Source organism: Bacillus cereus group sp. N6 (assembly GCF_016483705.1).
Lineage (GTDB): Bacteria > Bacillota > Bacilli > Bacillales > Bacillaceae_G > Bacillus_A > Bacillus_A wiedmannii.
This window is the reverse complement of the sequence record NZ_JAEHBI010000019.1, coordinates 71,414-89,139: the sequence shown is the minus strand read 5'-3', so window position 1 is coordinate 89,139 and position 17,726 is coordinate 71,414. Positions and strand designations below refer to the sequence as shown.

Sequence of the window (17,726 nt, the reverse complement as noted above, 5' to 3'; positions counted from 1 at the left end):
ACACACATATCAAGGTTCCTGCTCCCTACAGTACATACGAAGTTTGAAATGTTGAATCAAGTCTTTTCACAGAAAAAAGCACACCTATTTTGATGCGCTTCTCTCCAACATACTATTCTATTATTTCATCGCTTCCTTCACAACATCTTGAATCATAACGACTTCTGTTTTCATATCAACAGACAGTGCTTCTTCATCAATACATTCATACCAAAACGCTAAGTGCTTTTTATCAATTTCATGATGAGAATTTTCGACAAGAGCCCCGCCTTCTCCTTGCACAGAATACCAATATAAGTATTCTTCTCCATCTCTTATTTCCCGGAAAATTGTCTCAACGTACATCTTTTCGTCGTTTAGTGTCAAAAGCACTTCTTTCATATTGTCATTAAGAAGCTGCATCCATGCATCTACACGCTGACTTTTACCTTGTTTCACTTTGAATCTCGTTAACTCTACATTCATTTTTATTCCCCCGTTTTCTTGCGTACAAACAATCTATATTCTATTGGATGATTAAAACTTAATTTACTAGCTAGTTTTTGCGAAGGAATATTGTCTACATAACAATCCCAGCACGGTGTAATATCATTTTGCATGCAATGTTCAATGAACCGCTTTGCAACAGCTTGTGCTAATCCTTTTCCTTGATATGATTCATGCGTCACAATATCAATTTCAGCAAATCCATTCCCATTAAATATCGAAACACATTCAGCTACAATCATCCCATCTTGTTCTATACAAAACCCAAAGCCATTATTTAAAAATGCTTCAGTTGATCCCCAATATTCTTTATAATACACCTCTGTAAATTCATTGCTTCGTTCTATATCTCTTTTATCAATACGCTTCACTTCATATGTATTTTTGTTTGCATCTTGTTTTCTCTCTTCAGAAATTTCTCGTTGAAATTTCATTCGAGGCATGTCCCGAAGTGCATTACTAAAACGCCCTTCAATCATCATTTCCCACTCTTCACTTGAAGCGAAGAGTGTAAATCTCTTCTCTGTTTTTTCAATAGCTATTTTTAAATACATAAATAAATCTTCATTATAATTTTGATCATCCGTATGACCAAATAAATAATAGATACCATTAGCTGTACGAATTAATCCTGCTGTTAACTTCTCGTTGGCAAAAATCTCGCCATCTATCATTTGGTCACATACCGCATAAGCAAACGTCGTCGTTGTTGTATTACTTTCTAAAATCGGAAGGATTTTTTTATACTCGGCTATAGATAATTTCTTCATAATTGCTCCACTTTAATCGTATCAGCTTCTATATTTTCAAAACAAAGATTTACTGTTCTCTTTAACGCTCTCGTTCTATGAATCGTGCATACTGGAATTAAGATAGAATCATTTGGCTTTAAAACCGCCGTTTCTCCATCTTCAAAATCGATAAGTAATTCTCCCTCTAACACAATAAATAATTCATCCGAATTAGAATGATAGTGCCAATCATATTCACCAGTAAATACAGCGATTCGTAAGCAATGACTATTTACATTTGAAACGACGAAGTTTTTATGTTGATCTTGAATGCCCTTCGTTAATTCTAATAAATTCACAGTCTCCATATTTCGTCCCACCCTTTCATTAGTCGTTCTTCTGCAAAAACAACTTAGTCTCCACCACCTCCGCAATCTCCTCCACTATCACTTGAGCTGCTACAATCGTTGCTACTGTAGTCACCGAATCCACTTGATGAGCTTGAAGCATCTGAAGATTTTTTTCTCATTTTTCTTTGCTTATCGTTCTTACTTTCATAACTAGGCCACACTTTATTAAATAATATAAAGAATAAGACTAGCTCTATTGCGACAAGGAGATACCCAAAAACATTCTCAATAATATTGGGTGTTATCCCAAAACTGTAAAACACCCTAGCTGAATAAAGACACAAAATTACATACAGAGCCATACAAATATACCGAAATGTTTTCTCTATCATAATGACTATTTTTTGTGATAGAGGTATGTTCTGTTCCTGTTTTTTCTTCATATACTTTTGTCTTTTAACTTGCCTTTTCTTCCTCTTTTTACTCCCCATTGAATCTCCTCTTCCGACTTCTTTTTTCATTTAATTCCAAATTATCACAAAAAATAACATTATAACAAGCTATATTTCACGTAAAGTTTTGTTTACCTTTTGTAAAGTTTTATTTACTTATTACCTAAAAATGGATATAATAAATGTAACAAATTTACAAAAAGGAGACTTTGTATATTTGATTAAAAATAAGGTGAAACAATTCCGCGTCATTAGAGACATCACCCAAGAACAATTAGCTTCCTCTGTTCAAATCACTAGACAATCCCTCATCGCTATCGAGAAGAATAAATACAACCCGAGTTTAGAATTAGCATTGAAATTATGTGAGTTTTTCAACTGTAAAGTAGAAGATTTATTTCAATTAGATAAAACTGGGGAGGAAAAAGAATGAAAAACCCTTTTAATCAAAAGTTCATTTCGCATCTTACCTTTTTATTGTTAGGTTCAACTTTTCTTTATTTCACTAGTAATGATGAAGAAAAAATTACTTCTGTCCTTCTATTCGCTGGCGTATTTATACTCTTAGACTCGATACTATTCGTAGTGAAACAAATATTCTTTAAGAAAAAAAAGAGCGATCCCGAAAAATATCCATTACCTGAGATGGATGAAAGAATCGAGAAGATGAGTTTAAAACTTATGGCGCAAATTTTTGGTCTCTCTCATTTAATCGGTTCTGCGATACTATTTATTTTATATATCACTGACAAAAATTCGATGATACGAGTTGAGTATGCCTTGTATTACTTATTCGGCATTCTTTTCTTTACAATGATGTTCGGATTGAAAATTGTAAAGAAACTAGACAATTAATCCAAGCAAAAAGCCCCTCCTTACGAAAGGAGGGGCTTACATGTATTTCTATTATGATAAAGCAGGAGCTTTTTCAAGAAGCTCTTTCGCATCAGCATATTGTAAACCGTGTGCTTCTGCAACTGCTTCGAATGTTACATATCCGTCTAATGTGTTAATACCTTTTAATAATGCAGTGTTGCCTAAGCAAGCATATTTGTAACCTTTGTTCGCAATTTGTACTGCATATGGTACTGTTACGTTTGTTAATGCAAGAGTTGATGTACGTGGAACCGCACCTGGCATATTAGCAACTGCATAATGAACAACGCCATGTTTTTCGTAAGTTGGGTTGTCGTGAGTTGTAATACGGTCAGTTGTTTCGAAAATACCACCTTGGTCAATCGCGATATCTACAACGACAGAACCTGGTTCCATTGATTGAATCATTTCTTCTGTTACAAGTTTTGGCGCTTTTGCACCTGGAATTAATACCGCACCAATAACAAGGTCAGATTCTTTTACAGCTTCTGCAATGTTGTATGGATTAGACATTAACGTTTTTACTTGGTTACCGAAAATATCATCTAGTTGACGAAGACGCTCTGCACTTAAGTCGATGATTGTTACATCTGCACCTAAGCCTACTGCAATCTTAGCTGCGTTTGTACCAGCTTGACCACCGCCGATAATTGTTACTTTGCCACGTTTTACCCCTGGAACGCCTGCAAGTAAAATACCTTTACCGCCTTTGTTTTTCTCAAGGAATTGTGCACCGATTTGTGCAGACATACGACCAGCTACTTCACTCATAGGTGCAAGTAATGGTAAAGAACGATTGTCTAATTGCACTGTTTCGTATGCAATTGATACAACTTTGTTATCAATTAATGCTTTCGTTAATTCTGGTTCTGGAGCTAAGTGTAAGTATGTGAATAAAATTAAACCTTCGCGGAAATAGCCGTATTCACTTGCAACTGGCTCTTTTACCTTCATAACCATATCTTGATTCCATGCTTCTTCAGCAGTTTCAACAAGTTTCGCACCAGCTTGTACGTATTCTTCATCTGTAAAGCCTGATCCTATACCTGATCCTTTTTGAACAAAAACTTCATGACCATTTTGTACTAAATGTACAGCTCCCGCTGGCGTCATCGCCACACGGTTTTCATTGTTTTTAATTTCTGTTGGAATACCGATACGCATTATTAGTTCCCCCTTGAGTTATGAAATGACCCCTGAATCATTTTTTAAAGCGCTTTCTACGCTCTTATATTTTAACATAATATCTCAATATTTGACAAAAAATAATACAAGTTTTCCGATAGATTTAATCTTACATTAAAGGACAGTATTATCCGCACCTCTCAGCGTAAAGGATAAACTGTCCAATTATTCAAAACTTCACCTTATTTCACTCTATCGATGTCTATGAATAACATCTACTGCACCAGTTACTTCAATAATTGTACCGGTAATCATATCGGAATCGTCTTCACATAAAAACGAAATCGTTCTTGCGATATCTTCACCTGTTCCAGATCTACCAATTGGTGTTTTATGTTCTTTCAATTGACGTGCTTCTTGAATTGTCGCTTCTTTCATTTCACCAATAATATCACCAGGACATACCATATTTGCAGTAATACCATATTCTGCTTCTTCGTAAGCAATTGTTTTCGTTAATGAAACAAGTCCTACTTTCGCTGCTGCAAAAGCTGAACGATAAATCCATCCCGGTGCGCTATCTGCCCCTTGGAATCCGTAATTAATAATACGGCCAAAGTTCTGTTTTCTCATAACCGGAACGACAAGTTTTAATAAATGAAATACCGCTGTTAAATTCCCCTGAATCATTTCATTCCATTCGTCTTCTTCATAATCGACTAACTTTTTTCGTTCAAATACATATGGACCAGCATTATTAATTAAAAAGTCAATTTTACCAAAACGGCTTATCGCTTCTTCTACTATTTTATGTAAATCTTCCTTTTTCGTGACATCCGCTTGCACGAATTGTAGACGCTCTTCCATATTTTTATATGTTTCTTTCATCGTTTCCATAGCAGTTATATCGCTATGATATGTTACTGTTACTGAATACCCTTTAGCCAATAACTTTTCTGTTACTTGCTTTCCTAAACCTTTCGTACCGGCTGTAATGAGCGCGTGTCTCACAAACATGCCTCCTTTTAAATTGCTATACTTCATATGTAACAAGTTCTCGCCTCAATTACAACTAAAATGAATTAAAGCAAAGTTTTCAAAATTCTGTAACGTTTCTGGCAAGCACATTACCAAAATTTGTTTTATAATAAAGTTGTAAACGGTAATAAAAATGATTGGGAGGAATTTACTATGAATAATACATATACAAATATTTTAATCGCGGTGGATGGTTCTAAAGAAGCAGAAAGAGCTTTTAAAAAAGCAATTCAAGTCGCAAAACGCAACAATGCAACATTAACAATTGCTCATATCGTTGATGTAAAAGCATACTCAGCAGTAGAAGCTTATAGCCGCGCAATTGCTGAACGTGCAAATCTATTTGCAGAAGACTTATTAGAAGACTACAAAAAAACTGCGCTTGAAGCTGGCCTTGAAAAAATTGAAACTGTATTAGAATTTGGTAATCCTAAATCTAAAATTTCAAAAGAAATCGCTCCAAACCATAAAGTAGATTTAATTATGTGTGGTGCAACTGGTTTAAATGCTGTTGAGCGTTTCCTAATTGGTAGCGTCTCTGAACATATTATTCGCTATGCGAAATGCGATGTCCTTGTTGTTCGTGGTGATGAGGAGCAAGGTGATCTTTAATTCATAAATAAAACACCAAGTCCACATGTTTTACTGGTGGATAAGGGAAATGAAGCTTTAGGCTTGAATAAACAATAAATACATGTTGTTAAACAATGATAAAAAAGGAGTGGGTAATCCACTCCTTTTTTTCACGAATGTGTAAGAAGAATAAAGATGTTTAATTTTACTCATAAAAATAAATCTTCTCTGTTTTTCTCCACTCTTACATGGATTTTAAAATCCTCATTTTTTAATTGATTTTCTAATCAAGTTTAAACTGTATTCTACTTAATTCTTTGAGTAATTGGATGGTCGTCTTTTAGTTGTAATAAATCCCATAAATTCCCGTACAAATCCTTGAATACTGCAACTATTCCATATTCTTGCTCTTTCGGCTCTCTCACAAATTCTATTCCTCTTGAAATCATTTCATTATAATCTCTCCAAAAATCGTCAGTATTTAAGAAAAGAAAAACTCTGCCGCCTGATTGGTTACCGATAAAGGAATCTTGCTCAGGTTTAGATGCTCTAGCCAGTAATATTGTGGTGCCGACTGAACCAGGAGGAGATACCACTACCCATCTTTTGTTTTGCTCTGGCTGATATATATCTTGGACTAGTGTGAAATTTAGTTTCTTTGTATAGAACTCTATTGCCTCATCGTAGTCTTTTACTACTAATGCGATATGAACTATTGATTGAACCATTATTATCCCTCCTATTATTACTGAATAAGCAAATTATAGTATAACATTTCTTGCTTTAATCTATCTATTAGCTTAATAACACAGGCTCTTGTTTTTCTTCATTTCACATACTTCACTATAAATACAAAACAACCAACCACTACAACAGCTACTGCCAACACATATGGCGGTAAGAACTTCAAAGACCATAATGCCATCATGATAGTCGCAACCATTAAATACGATTGTCGTGCATCTTCTGTCATTTTTTTACGAAGCAAGAATACATACAAATAACCGATTGGCGGCGTAATAAAGCAAAGAATATATATAATTTTAGATTTCAAATACCATTTTTGTTCCCCGAGCTTCTGTATATCTTCTTCTATTCTCTTATGCTCTTGCTCTCTCGCTTCTTCTACAAGCGGATTTTCCTCTTCTCCTCGCTTTTCTTTCATATAAGGAAGAAAGTGCACGAAAAAATAGTATGCAAATACGAACGCTCCAAATCCAATATTTAATCTTTCTAACGGAATATGCTCACTAAAAAAAACAGCAGTGAGTACTAAAGACAAACAGTACGTCATCATCCAAAATGAACGTTTTCTCTTTTTCCGTTCCATTTCTTTTTTATTTTGTACATGTTTTCTTTTCGAAAGCCATATCGAAATACAGCAATCTACTACAAATAGAATAAAGATAAATATCCCAACGTGTACTGTTTCTACATCCTCAAATGAAAAGATATTTGGGAATGCAACATGTAACACAATTAGCGTGTACAAAATTATCCCTATAAAATAAATACGTCTCATTTTCCATTCCTTTCTTATTTCCTAACTTTAGGTTAACATACATTTTTTAGAAATAGACGGACAAAATATATATTAAAAAAGGAGGATGCTATATGAATGATTCTGAACGTATTATTTTAGATGTGAACGGGAAAGAGCTCGAAATGTTAGATACAATCCGTACACATTTTAAAGAAAAACATGGTGTGGAACTAAGTAATGGTGCATTACTTAGAGATTTGATGGATATTGAGTATATTCGAATTACGGAAGATCGACATAAGTATGATTAACTTTAAGCAATAAAAATCACAAAAAAGGTACGCTTCTCTCTACTAAGATTCGCGTACCTTCTGCCCTATAAATCAATCAACTTCCAACAAACTCTCCAACTAATCCCTTCGCCTTCTCCAAAGCTTTCTCAATTTGCTCAAATCCTGTCCCGCCAGCACTGTTACGACGCTTTACAGCTGCATATGGTGAAAGAACTTCATACAAATCTTCTTCAAATAATGAGCTCATTTCTTTATATGTTGCAAGTGGTACATCTACTAAATAAATTCCTTTTTGTGTGCAGTGTAGCACTAGCTTCCCAACAATTTCATGAGCTTGACGGAATGGGAGTCCTTTACTTGCCAAGTAGTCAGCAATTTCTGTTGCGTTAGAGAAATCTTGCGTCACAGCTTGCCCCATTTTTTCTTTGTTTACAGTCATCGTCTCTAGCATGCCTGCCATAATATGAAGGCAGCCTTCTACTGTTTTTACTGTATCAAACATTCCTTCTTTATCTTCTTGCAAGTCTTTATTGTAAGCGAGCGGTAATCCTTTCATGACTGTAAGTAAACTAAATAAATTACCATATACTCTGCCTGTTTTACCACGAATAAGTTCCGCCATATCCGGATTTTTCTTTTGTGGCATAATGCTGCTTCCCGTTGCGTATTGATCGCTCATTTCAATAAATTGAAACTCTTGGCTACTCCATAAAATAAGTTCTTCGCAGAAGCGTGATAAGTGCATCATGAGCATAGATGAGTTACTTAGGAACTCCAGTATGAAATCACGATCGCTTACTGCATCTAAACTATTTTCATAGATTCCATTAAATCCAAGAAGCTCCGCACTATATTCTCGGTCAATCGGGAATGTTGTCCCAGCTAATGCTCCTGCTCCTAATGGTGAAATGTTAATGCGCTTTAATGAATCTTCATAACGATTCACATCACGCTCTAACATCCAAAAGTAAGCGAGAATATGATGTGCAAATGAAATTGGCTGCGCACGCTGCAAATGCGTATAACCAGGCATAATGGTTTCAATATTATTTTCTGCTTGATGAACAAAAACAGTTTGCAATTGTTTTGTAGCTTTTATAATATGTTCTACTTTTTCTTTCAAATATAAATGCATATCAGTCGCTACTTGATCATTACGGCTTCGTCCTGTATGAAGTTTCCCTCCTACTTCACCGATTTGTTCAATTAACATTTTTTCAATGTTTAAATGAATATCTTCTGCTTCTACTGAGAATTGAAGCTTATTCTCTTTTGCTTCTTTTAATAAATACTGAAGCCCTACCTTTATTTTCTCTGCTTCTTCTTTCGTAACGATACCTTGCTTTGCTAGCATCGTTACGTGTGCAATACTTCCCTTTATATCTTGATTTACTAATTGTTGATCGAAGGAGATGGATGCTCCAAACTCTTCAACCCACGCTTCCGCTTCTTCTGTAAAACGTCCGCCCCAAAGTTTGCTCACGCTTCCACCTTCTTTTGATTCACTTGGCTGTATACTTTCGTCGGTAAACCGAATAATGAAATGAATCCAACTGCTGCATCATGATTAAATTCGTCCTGAGCAGTATATGTTGCTAATTTTTCGTCATATAAAGAGTACTCAGATTTACGTCCTTCTACAATCGCATGGCCTTTAAATAATTTCACACGCACTGTACCTGTTACATTTTTTTGCGTTTCTTGTAAGAAAGCATGAAGCGCTTGTTTTAAAGGAGAGAACCATAAACCGTTATAAATAAGTTCTGTTATTTTCTGCTCAATCACCGGTTTAAAATGTGCTACTTCTTTTACGTGCGTTAAATCTTCCAGCTCTTTATGTGCTGTGATTAACGTCATTGCCGCTGGACATTCGTATACTTCACGCGATTTAATACCAACGAGGCGATTTTCTACGTGATCGATACGTCCAACGCCATGTTTTCCAGCAAGCGCATTCAACGTTTTAATTAATTCTGAAAGTGAATATGCAGTGCCATTTAAAGTAGTCGGTACACCTGCTTCAAAGCCGATTTCTACAAACTCTGGTTTATTCGGTGTATCTTCTAATGCCAATGTCATCTCATACGCATCTTCTGGCGGCGCTGCCCATGGATCTTCTAAAATACCACATTCGTTACTGCGTCCCCATAAGTTTTGATCGATTGAAAACGGGCTGTCTAAATTAATCGGAATGGGTACATCGTTTTCTTTTGCATATGCAATTTCTTCTTCACGTGACCATTTCCATTCACGTACAGGCGCAATCACTTCTAAGTAAGGATTTAACGCTTGAATAGAAACTTCAAAACGAACTTGATCATTCCCTTTCCCTGTACATCCGTGTGCAACTGCAGTCGCCCCTTCTTGTTCTGCAATTTCTACTAATTTCTTAGCGATAAGTGGACGAGATAATGCAGAAACGAGAGGGTATTTCCCTTCGTATAACGTGTGCGCTTGCATCGCCATCAATGCATATTCATTTGCAAATTCCTCTTGAACATCAATCATATATGATTTAATTGCACCTACTGAAAGTGCCTTTTCTTTTACGAATGCTAAGTCTTTACCTTCCCCTAAGTCTAAACAAAGCGCGATAATATCATAATTCTTCTCTTGTAACCATTTAATTGCAACGGAAGTATCAAGACCTCCAGAATATGCTAATACCACTTTTTTCTTCTCCATTTTGCATCCCCTTAAAGAATAAATATTCATTTTCTTTTATAATAATACACACTTTAACACCTTTCACAAAATGTATCAAGAGTCATTTTCAAATTTTTTCAAACAATTCCGTCGAGCTTCTTTCTGTTTTCATGTACAATATAAGCAGGAAAACGGGGGTGAACTTATGGAAAAGTATTTCTTATACGATGATCATCTAGGAATTGAAATTCCGTATTTACAAGAAGATTGGGAAGATATCCCCGAAAAAATACAGCATGCTATTTTATTAAAGTGGGAACAAGTTCGAGGAAAGATTCCTGATCGTATAAAAGAACTCGAGCACTCTATTAATGCAAAGCAGCATCATTTAAATAACGAAGAAAACTTCAAAATTTCTTGCAAACTTAATTCAGAAATTGCCGATCTCGCTTCCATCATTAATGACCTTTGGCTTTGGTATCGACTCACTCAAAATGTATCTGAGGGAAAAGCACACCAATGAAAAAAGCATGCCCCTCAATTACTTTGGGTCATGCTTTTTTGTCGTAACACGATTTACAATATATTTCTTGTGCTGTTTTCGCTAAACACAAATCGAACGGTCCAACTAATATACTTCTTTCCTTTGGCAACTTTACAAAAGCAACGAGCTCTTCTTCATATTGAATCTTTTTCTGACATGAAACGCATACTAATTCTTTTCTTTTGAACATGTCTTTTAGCATATCTTCTCTCTCCCTTTCATCTATCTATATTGATATAATCTCATAACAATTAAGACTTGTAAAAAAATGACACATTCTGAAGCAAATTATTCATATACTATGTACAAAAGGAGGTCTCAATTTTATGCGAGCTTTCATTATTATCGCTTTAACTTTTTTAAGTGTGATTAGCTGGGATACGTTTTTTAAAGATAAAGGTGACCAGAAAGATACAACTGAATAAACGCCATCTCTTTCTTACTTATTGGACAAACTTTAAAACACTGTCCAATTCTGCAAAATAACTTAGGCTTTTCTACAAAAATATTTAAACATAACAATTTTTGTAGATTTCCTCCGCTTATTGTCGGTTTCCATCCGCATACATTTTTTGAAAGTATGATATAATAATATAAATCTTGAAGGAAGGGATTTTGATATCATGATCGCTCGAAGGAGCATGTGGCATCGTATTGACGAATCATACACGTAGCGTATTTTTCAGCTCAGATACTTTAGTCTAGCGAAAAAAATACGAGAGTGGGGAAATTATGATTGCCCGAAGGATAATTTGGCAAAAAAAAGACTCTTCTTACACGTAGCGTTTTGTTTAGGACTTAATTGTTACTAGCTAAACAAAACAAAGAAGAGCAGGATTGCTAAATGAAGAATCCTACTCCACGTTTTGTTTAGTCGTTTTAAGACTTAAACTAAAACGAAGGTAGGGAGAATTGATGGACGAGAGGATTATTCGTTATTTCTTCAGCGACATATAGCGTAGTTAGTTTTTTCGTAAACTAACTGAAGCTACATGTGAGCTCGTAGTTAGTTTACAACACAAAAAGGACTACTAACTACGGAAAGAAGGAATAACGATGAGGAACATCCAAAGTCGACAAATTATTAAAGAAATTTTTATGGTTTTAATCGGTTCATTTATTTTAGCAGCAGCGCTATATCACATTCACTTCCAAAACCACTTAACAGAAGGTGGATTTGTAGGAATTGCACTATTTATCCAAAATTTTTATGATATTTCACCATCTATTTCAACTGTAATTATGGATATCCCAATTATTTTATTATGTGCTTCATTTTTAGGTAAAAAAATGGTTGGTTATTCATTCCTAGGTTCGATTTCATTCGGAGTATTTTATTCTCTTATGGAAAATTTTTCTCCATTTACGGTCGATTTATCAAATAATTTATTTATAGCTGCAGTAGTTGGCGGTGCGTTAGCTGGTATTGGACTCGGTTTTATATTGCGATTTGGCGGTGCAACCGGCGGAGACGACATTTTAACAATTGTATTAAGTAAACGAACTCGTTTTACAATTGGGCAAATTTTCTTCGTCTTTGACGCGATTGTTCTTGCGCTTTCATTATATTATTTAAATTGGACAGAAATTGCTTTTACTATTCTTTCAATTGCTGTACAGGCAAAAACATTGGATTTAATTTATTATCCAAAAGCAGAGAAGAAAGCAGAAAAGCAACCAGTATCTATTCCAATGTCCAAAAAGCATGCAACAAATTAAAAAAAGCGAAAGGCTTCGGCCTCTCGCTTTTTTTATGCTCTTTTTTCCTTCTCGACTATGTGGCGCACTTGATAAAATCTATTCGCAAATTCAGTAACATTTCTTGTTAAACGATAGTTTACTGTAGACCCAATTGCCATTCCAATGACCGGGATACCTTGGAATAATTTACGACGAAGAGCATAAATCGAAAATGTTTTCAAAATTTGTTTTAACACAACCTCAGTAGAAGCTGGCTGTAACACCGCTTCGTCTCCTTCATAGAAGAATGAGTCTTCTTGCTCTAGCTCTTGCAATAAATTGTACCATGCGTATTGCTGAAGCCTTCCTGGTAGTAATGACGCATGAAACACCTTTAACGCAAGCATCATTTCATAAGGCTTGTTCACATCATGTCCAAATGATGTTGCAATAAGTTGAACAGCCTTCACATTTAATGCAATCATAACCGGAAAATCAGCCGTTAATAATAATAAACCTCCAGCACCCGTTGCTCCGCCTTGTACGAATGAATATAGGCGATGTCGCGCTGTTTGCTGCTCTGCTATGTATGTTAACTGATCAATAGATAATGCTTTCAAATCTTCTAGTTGCTCAATTGATTCATCAAATAATCTCGACGTTCCTAAAATACGATTACGCGCGTCTAACTGTGATTGTGAACTTTGAATCAATGCATGCAAATGAAAGAGCCATCCATCTGCTTTCGTAAAGAAATCTTTTCGTTTTTTCTCAGGTAATTTCGCAATTGTCGTATGTACCCATTTATCAAACATTTTTTGAAAATCAGTCGCTTCTTGCTCAACTAATTGCGATTCCCATTCTTTTATATTGTCTAAAATGGCTTGTTCTCGCTTCGATCGCATCGTAACAACCACCTCGTTCGATTTTTTTCTATTGTAACATATTTCTGCTTATTCTTTGCAAATATGCTTGTCTATCTTTATTCACATTCCATTTTTTAGTGACATAAAATATTAGCAAAAAGGATGAGATAAATCACATGAATCTATCCAATATAAAAAAAGAATATAATGCAGTATTCAGCTTAGGACAAAACTGCTGGCCTGCTTGGGCGTTATACCAATTCGAATTATCACCCTTTTTTGGTGTTATCGATTTTATGCTAAGCCCTTCATTAGAAAAAGTGAATGTATTATTACAAAATCGATTTGACCATTTTCTACAGTTCGAAAACTTATCTTTCATCTCATTTTGGGATGATGGTGCGAAATTAAGACTCCGTGACAACCTATATGAAATCGACTCCTGCCACGACTTTAAAACAGATGTAAACACACCAACTTCTTGGCCTTCTTATACAGAAGTTAAGTTAAACTATGAGCATCGAATTCATCGTTTTCTAACTACAATTGAAACGGCAGAATCCATATTGTTTATTCGAACTGAAGGAACATACGAGGAAGCGCATTCTTTGGAACACATTTTATCTCAAATAGTTAAACATAAATTCTCTGTCCTATTACTACTTCCTGCAGATGTACCAAATGTTGCCCAAGAAGATTGGGGATTACAAAATATTTGCGTTATAAAATGCCCTATTATGGATGTATACCAGTACAATGAAGCATTTTGGAGTGACCTATTTGATGGGATCACGATTAGACCGCAGGCCTAAATACACGATACTTTTTATTACAAAACACATTATAATCATCCTTATACAAAAGAAATAAGGAGTGATTATATATGTATCCACGTGCAAAAGCTTTTGGCATTGCTATACATCACGGTAGACTTCTCGTACAAGAATATCATACAGGCGATGAAACATATTACCGACCTCTTGGCGGTTCAATTGAACTTGGTGAAAAATCAGCACATACCGTTATTCGCGAATTTCAAGAAGAGCTTCACACAGAAGTGGAAATCACTAATTATTTAGGCTGCTTAGAAAATATCTTTCATCTAGATGGAGAAATTGGTCATGAAATCATTCAGCTATATTCTTTACGCTTATTAGACATGTCACTATATGAAATGGAAATACTGAATATACAAGATGAACAAACACTGTCATATGCAAAATGGATTTCCCTCACTGCATTCATTCAAAAAGAGAAAGCACTATATCCAGATGGAATCTTGAAATATATCCAATAGAAAAAAGACGAAACCCTATAGGATCTCGTCTTTTTTTCATATAGTATATTAACCAATATCTCCAAGACGTAGTACGTCACGAGCGATCATAACTTCTTCGTCAGTTGGAATTACGATAATTTTTACTGGAGAGTGTGGGAAGCTGATGAATGCTTCTTCACCAAATACGTTATTACGTTTTACGTCGAAGTATACGCCCATGTACTCAAGGCCTTCTAATACACGCTCACGAATAATCGCACTGTTTTCACCTACACCAGCTGTAAAGATGATAGCGTCAACGCCTTTCATACGAGCTGTGTAAGAACCGATGTATTTGTGGATACGGCTTACGAATACATCAAGTGCTACTTTCGCACGGTGGTCGCCTTCTTCTTCTTTCGCAATGATGTCACGTAGGTCACTAGAGTAACCAGTAAGACCTAACATACCACTCTTCTTGTTTAATACGCTAACTACTTCTTCTACTGTTTGGCCTGTTTTTTCCATGATGTATGGAATTAAAGCAGGGTCAATGTTACCAGAACGTGTACCCATTGTTACACCAGCAAGTGGAGTGAAGCCCATAGAAGTATCGATAGATTTACCGCCTTCTACTGCTGCGATACTTGCACCATTACCTAAGTGACAAGAAAGTAAGCTTAAGCTTTCAAGTGGACGACCTAATAATTCAGCCGCACGCTCAGTTACGTATTTATGAGAAGTTCCGTGGAAACCGTATTTACGGATACCGAATTTTTCATAGTACTCATATGGTAGGCTGTATAAGAATGCAGATTCCGGCATTGTTTGGTGGAATGCTGTATCGAATACTGCTACTGCTGGTACGTTTGGTAATACTTCTTGGAATGCTTTAATACCAACAAGGTTTGCTGGGTTATGAAGTGGTGCTAAATCGCTTAACTCTTCGATATCAGCTAATACTTCATCAGTAATTAAAACAGAGTCAGCAAATTTTTCGCCGCCGTGAACAACACGGTGACCGATACCGCCAATCTCATCTAGAGACTTAACGATTCCGTTTTCAGTTAATTTTTTAAGAAGCATATTTACTGCTACTGCATGATCTGGAATATTTGTAATTTCTTTTTGTTTTTCGCCATCTACAGTAATAGTGAAGATACTATCTTCTAAACCGATACGTTCTACTAAACCTTTTGTTAATACTGTTTCACTTGGCATTTCAAATAATTGGAATTTTAAGGAAGAGCTTCCTGCGTTAATCGCGATGATTTTTGACATCTAGTCTTTCGCCCCTTTTTCTCTTGGTAGTTGTGTGGATATGTCCACAAACCGCTCGATTTTATCTGATCAAATTCACTAAATATGAAAACGTTTCATCATTAGTGAATTTTATACTCACGATTTTAATTTAAACATCGTCCGACATATATTTCAAGTGAAAAAATTGTAACACCAAGAAAAAATATATATTACAGATTTCAAAAAAATTCAGTTTAATCTAGTATATATTTAAAAATATGACATATCCTATAAAACTGTACTACATGAATTACTAATCCTGTTACATATACCTTGCCTTATTTGTGGGTTGCAAACCAAGTATTTAATTGATCCATAATGTTCTCCATCGCCTTCATGTTGGAGAATTTAGGTAACTCCACTAATAACGCCTGTTTTGGCATTGTTACACTAGGACCTTTCTTTTGGAGAACAAATATACTTTTTGCATTTTTCTCGTTTTTAAACATGGAAACAGGTAGCTGTAATAGCCCTTGAATAAAACATGTTTCTTTAATAAATGCATGTAATTTTGGTGCTTGATCACTTTCAAAAATGAAGTTTGGTACTAGGAAGAATAAGTACCCGCCTTCTTTCGTATGTTTCACACTTTGTTCAATAAATAGGTGATGGGCATACGACATTCCTTCATCTGCTTTTAACTTATATTCACTTGCACCGATTTCGTTTGGATAGTAACCAATCGGTAAGTCTGAAACGACTGCATCAACCGGATCGATATAAAGTGGCGCTAGTCCATCTTGATGGAAGAATTCGATTGCATGCTTTTGTAAATTCGCATTTACTAAAGCAAGTTTAATTAGCACTTCATCCACTTCTACACCAAATCCACTCATTGCTAGTCCTTCTTTGGCGCTATTAAATATTGTAGTCATTAAGTTACCTGTTCCAATTGCAGGATCTAAAACAGTAATTTCGTTTTGCCCTTGCATAAATTTATGGAATAAGTAGCTCATGAACATTCCAACTGCATCAGGCGTCATTTCATGATTCGCTTGTACGCCTTCTTTCATTCCTTTTAAAATGGCTAACTGAAATGCTTTACGAATTTCTTCACCTTTATATGTTTCTTCATTAAACGTACTATATTCACGATTCAGCCTTTCAATTGCTGATTCGGATAATTCCTCTTGTAAAATTGCTCCTTCAAACAAGTTATCACCTGTTTCTACAAGCGCCTCTAAATATGTTACATCTAATTCTTTACGTAAAACTACCGCAGAAGAATCAAAAATAGAAAATAATGTTTCTACTGTCTGACTCACGTACATTCCTCCTTCTCTCTTTTACACATAACTTATATCATACCACAAAGTGTTTTTTTCCAAAAAGAAAAAGCGACCTCCTGCAAAGAGCTCCCCTTTAAGTTATATATGATATAACGTTTTTTCTCATATATTGGTACCATTACGCAGCAATACATGAGAAAAAACGACCTCTTTATAAGAGGTCATTTCTTTACATTATTTTGCCGCTTTAGCTGCTTCTAATGCTGCTTCATAGTTTGGATGGCTTGTACCTTCGCTTACGTATTCTGCGTAAACTACTTTGTCGTTGCTATCTACTACGAATACTGCACGAGCAAGTAAACGAAGCTCTTTCATTACTAAGCCGTAAGCTTCACCGAATGAAAGATCGCGGTGGTCAGAAAGTGTAACAACATTTTCTAAACCGTTTGCTGCACACCAGCGTTTTTGAGCGAATGGTAAGTCAGCGCTAATTGTTAACACTTTCGCGTTTTCAATACCTGCTGCATCTTGGTTAAAACGACGTGTTTGTGCATCACACACACCTGTATCGATTGAAGGTACAACACTAATTAATTTTACTTCGCCTTTGTATGTTTCTAAACTTACTGGAGATAAGTCATTTGCTAATACTTGGAATTCTGGCGCTTGATCGCCAACTTTAACTTCTGTTCCAACTAAAGTCATTGGGTTACCTTTAAAAGTTACGTTTGCCACTTGAAAATCCTCCCTTATTTAAACAAAATATGTACAATGTAAATGATAGTTTGTCCCTA

23 protein-coding genes are annotated in these 17,726 nt (G+C 35.5%); 8 read left to right on the top strand and 15 right to left on the bottom strand.

All coding sequences use genetic code 11. The features are described from left to right. Positions 1-120 precede the first annotated feature (120 nt). From JDS99_RS15500 to JDS99_RS15485, 4 genes are read right to left on the bottom strand one after another with little or no spacing between them, the layout of a single operon-like run. Positions 121-465, bottom strand: a complete 345-nt coding sequence (locus JDS99_RS15500) for a DUF6176 family protein (RefSeq protein ID WP_199695317.1) — start codon at positions 463-465, stop codon at positions 121-123. A 2-nt stretch (positions 466-467) separates the two neighbouring features. Then, the gene (locus JDS99_RS15495; protein WP_199695316.1) at positions 468-1,256 is read right to left on the bottom strand and encodes a GNAT family N-acetyltransferase; all 789 of its coding nucleotides are present in this window, start codon (positions 1,254-1,256) and stop codon (positions 468-470) included. Continuing rightward, positions 1,253-1,585, bottom strand: a complete 333-nt coding sequence (locus tag JDS99_RS15490) for a cupin domain-containing protein (RefSeq protein WP_000450954.1) — start codon at positions 1,583-1,585, stop codon at positions 1,253-1,255. Before JDS99_RS15490 ends, JDS99_RS15495 begins: the two co-directional genes overlap by 4 nt. 44 nt (positions 1,586-1,629) lie before the next feature. Next, positions 1,630-2,058 (bottom strand): hypothetical protein, encoded by a 429-nt coding sequence (locus JDS99_RS15485; RefSeq protein WP_088064561.1) that lies wholly within the window; start codon positions 2,056-2,058, stop codon positions 1,630-1,632. Positions 2,059-2,188: 130 nt separating this feature from the next. Here JDS99_RS15485 and JDS99_RS15480 point away from each other — a divergent pair, with 130 nt between their 5' ends. Both JDS99_RS15480 and JDS99_RS15475 read left to right on the top strand, forming a co-directional pair. Continuing rightward, on the top strand, positions 2,189-2,452 hold the full coding sequence (locus JDS99_RS15480; RefSeq protein WP_061686676.1) for a helix-turn-helix transcriptional regulator: 264 nt from the start codon (positions 2,189-2,191) through the stop codon (positions 2,450-2,452). Beyond that, positions 2,449-2,874 (top strand): hypothetical protein, encoded by a 426-nt coding sequence (locus JDS99_RS15475; RefSeq protein WP_087985399.1) that lies wholly within the window; start codon positions 2,449-2,451, stop codon positions 2,872-2,874. The genes JDS99_RS15480 and JDS99_RS15475 overlap by 4 nt, the downstream gene beginning before the upstream one ends. 51 nt (positions 2,875-2,925) lie before the next feature. Here JDS99_RS15475 and ald read toward each other — a convergent pair whose 3' ends face one another. Both ald and JDS99_RS15465 read right to left on the bottom strand, forming a co-directional pair. Next, entirely contained in the window at positions 2,926-4,059 is a 1,134-nt protein-coding gene (ald, locus tag JDS99_RS15470; RefSeq protein WP_199695315.1) for an alanine dehydrogenase, read from the bottom strand. A 213-nt stretch (positions 4,060-4,272) separates the two neighbouring features. After that, complete coding sequence (locus tag JDS99_RS15465) at positions 4,273-5,064, bottom strand: SDR family oxidoreductase (RefSeq protein WP_060486605.1); 792 nt, start codon at positions 5,062-5,064, stop codon at positions 4,273-4,275. A gap of 147 nt (positions 5,065-5,211) precedes the next feature. Between JDS99_RS15465 and JDS99_RS15460 the strand changes: the two genes are divergently transcribed. Further along, positions 5,212-5,670: a universal stress protein gene (locus JDS99_RS15460; protein ID WP_001066680.1), complete on the top strand. Its 459-nt coding sequence runs from the start codon at positions 5,212-5,214 to the stop codon at positions 5,668-5,670. Positions 5,671-5,936: 266 nt separating this feature from the next. On the opposite strand, the gene JDS99_RS15455 is transcribed toward JDS99_RS15460, so the two are convergent. Next, complete coding sequence (locus JDS99_RS15455) at positions 5,937-6,359, bottom strand: VOC family protein (RefSeq protein ID WP_088064563.1); 423 nt, start codon at positions 6,357-6,359, stop codon at positions 5,937-5,939. A 98-nt stretch (positions 6,360-6,457) separates the two neighbouring features. Further along, positions 6,458-7,153 carry a hypothetical protein gene (locus JDS99_RS15450; protein ID WP_199695314.1) on the bottom strand — a complete coding sequence of 232 codons (696 nt, stop codon included), beginning with the start codon at positions 7,151-7,153 and terminating at the stop codon, positions 6,458-6,460. A gap of 92 nt (positions 7,154-7,245) precedes the next feature. On the opposite strand from JDS99_RS15450, the gene JDS99_RS15445 reads away from it, so the two are divergent. Continuing rightward, a complete protein-coding gene (locus JDS99_RS15445) occupies positions 7,246-7,425 on the top strand; it encodes a hypothetical protein (protein WP_046956214.1) in 180 nt (59 codons plus the stop codon). Between the two features lie 76 nt (positions 7,426-7,501). On the opposite strand, the gene argH is transcribed toward JDS99_RS15445, so the two are convergent. Both argH and JDS99_RS15435 read right to left on the bottom strand, forming a co-directional pair. Further along, positions 7,502-8,890, bottom strand: coding sequence for an argininosuccinate lyase (gene argH, locus JDS99_RS15440; RefSeq protein WP_199695313.1), 1,389 nt, complete (start codon positions 8,888-8,890; stop codon positions 7,502-7,504). Beyond that, positions 8,887-10,092, bottom strand: a complete 1,206-nt coding sequence (locus JDS99_RS15435; protein ID WP_000412317.1) for an argininosuccinate synthase — start codon at positions 10,090-10,092, stop codon at positions 8,887-8,889. The genes argH and JDS99_RS15435 overlap by 4 nt, the downstream gene beginning before the upstream one ends. A 166-nt stretch (positions 10,093-10,258) precedes the next feature. On the opposite strand from JDS99_RS15435, the gene JDS99_RS15430 reads away from it, so the two are divergent. Next, positions 10,259-10,576, top strand: a complete 318-nt coding sequence (locus JDS99_RS15430; RefSeq protein ID WP_199695312.1) for a radical SAM protein — start codon at positions 10,259-10,261, stop codon at positions 10,574-10,576. A 28-nt stretch (positions 10,577-10,604) separates the two neighbouring features. Here JDS99_RS15430 and JDS99_RS15425 read toward each other — a convergent pair whose 3' ends face one another. Then, a complete protein-coding gene (locus JDS99_RS15425; RefSeq protein WP_098200045.1) occupies positions 10,605-10,799 on the bottom strand; it encodes a hypothetical protein in 195 nt (64 codons plus the stop codon). 854 nt (positions 10,800-11,653) lie between these two features. Here JDS99_RS15425 and JDS99_RS15420 point away from each other — a divergent pair. After that, a complete protein-coding gene (locus JDS99_RS15420) occupies positions 11,654-12,316 on the top strand; it encodes a YitT family protein (protein ID WP_199695311.1) in 663 nt (220 codons plus the stop codon). Between the two features lie 32 nt (positions 12,317-12,348). Here JDS99_RS15420 and JDS99_RS15415 read toward each other — a convergent pair whose 3' ends face one another. Next, a complete protein-coding gene (locus tag JDS99_RS15415; RefSeq protein WP_001256871.1) occupies positions 12,349-13,182 on the bottom strand; it encodes an EcsC family protein in 834 nt (277 codons plus the stop codon). Positions 13,183-13,319: 137 nt separating this feature from the next. Here JDS99_RS15415 and JDS99_RS15410 point away from each other — a divergent pair, with 137 nt between their 5' ends. Both JDS99_RS15410 and JDS99_RS15405 read left to right on the top strand, forming a co-directional pair. Beyond that, positions 13,320-13,955: a DUF1796 family putative cysteine peptidase gene (locus JDS99_RS15410; protein WP_199695310.1), complete on the top strand. Its 636-nt coding sequence runs from the start codon at positions 13,320-13,322 to the stop codon at positions 13,953-13,955. 71 nt (positions 13,956-14,026) lie between these two features. Then, complete coding sequence (locus JDS99_RS15405) at positions 14,027-14,440, top strand: NUDIX hydrolase (protein ID WP_087985406.1); 414 nt, start codon at positions 14,027-14,029, stop codon at positions 14,438-14,440. 48 nt (positions 14,441-14,488) lie between these two features. Here the strand turns inward: JDS99_RS15405 and ackA are convergent, their stop codons facing one another. From ackA to tpx, 3 genes are all read right to left on the bottom strand, one after another. Beyond that, a complete protein-coding gene (gene ackA, locus JDS99_RS15400; protein ID WP_000034571.1) occupies positions 14,489-15,682 on the bottom strand; it encodes an acetate kinase in 1,194 nt (397 codons plus the stop codon). 299 nt (positions 15,683-15,981) lie between these two features. Continuing rightward, positions 15,982-16,968 (bottom strand): N-6 DNA methylase, encoded by a 987-nt coding sequence (locus JDS99_RS15395; protein WP_199695309.1) that lies wholly within the window; start codon positions 16,966-16,968, stop codon positions 15,982-15,984. Between the two features lie 198 nt (positions 16,969-17,166). Further along, positions 17,167-17,667 (bottom strand): thiol peroxidase, encoded by a 501-nt coding sequence (tpx, locus tag JDS99_RS15390; protein WP_046956210.1) that lies wholly within the window; start codon positions 17,665-17,667, stop codon positions 17,167-17,169. Positions 17,668-17,726: the final 59 nt, after the last annotated feature.